Source organism: Streptococcus mitis, assembly GCF_003942775.1.
Classification (GTDB): Bacteria; Bacillota; Bacilli; order Lactobacillales; family Streptococcaceae; genus Streptococcus; species Streptococcus mitis_CN.
The window spans coordinates 1-804 of record NZ_RJNX01000023.1 but is presented as its reverse complement, the minus strand read 5'-3'; the positions used below and the strand labels follow the sequence as shown (position 1 = coordinate 804).

Genomic DNA, 804 nt, shown 5'->3' with positions numbered 1-804 from the left:
TTGTTCCTGCAGTCTTAGCTTGTTCTACCGCATCNTTTGTTGTTGCGTTATCGATTGCTGTTTTCGCTGCGTCTGCTTTCGCTTTTGCATCTTCCTTAGCTTTTGCTTTCTCTTCAGCTGTTAAGTCGTTGTTCGCATCGATTTCTGCTTCCTTAGCTTTCAGCACATCGTCTATTGCTTTTTTAGCTGCTGGCTTAGCTACTGGCGTTGGAGTGACTGAGTCTACACTTGTTGCCCCATCATTTTTTGCTTGAGTAACTGCATCATTTGTTGTTGCGTTATCGATTGCTGTTTTCGCTGCGTCTGCTTTCGCTTTTGCATCTTCCTTAGCTTTTGCTTTCTCTTCAGCTGTTAAGTCGTTGTTCGCATCGATTTCTGCTTCCTTAGCTTTCAGCGCATCGTCTATTGCTTTTTTAGCTGCTGGCTTAGCTACTGGCGTTGGAGTGACTGAGTCTACACTTGTTGCCCCATCATTTTTTGCTTGAGTAACTGCATCATTTGTTGTTGCGTTATCGATTGCTGTTTTCGCTGCGTCTGCTTTCGCTTTTGCATCTNCCTTAGCTTTTGCTTTCTCTTCAGCTGTTAAGTCGTTGTTCGCATCGATCGCATCTTTCTTAGCTTTAAGTGCGTCATCTATTGCTTTTTTAGCCGCTGGCTTAGCTACTGGCGTTGGAGTGACTGAGTCTACACTTGTTGCTCCATCATTTTTAGCTTGAGTTACTGCATCATTTGTTGTTGCGTTATCGATTGCTGTTTTCGCTGCGTCTGCTTTCGCTTTTGCATCTTCCTTAGCTTTTGCTTTCT

At 43.8% G+C, this 804-nt stretch carries 1 protein-coding gene; it reads right to left on the bottom strand.

Going from position 1 to position 804, the window contains the following annotated elements; all coding sequences use genetic code 11:
• Positions 1-804, bottom strand: an 804-nt coding sequence (locus D8848_RS10635; protein WP_125450673.1) for a DUF1542 domain-containing protein, incomplete at both ends; no start/stop codon positions are given.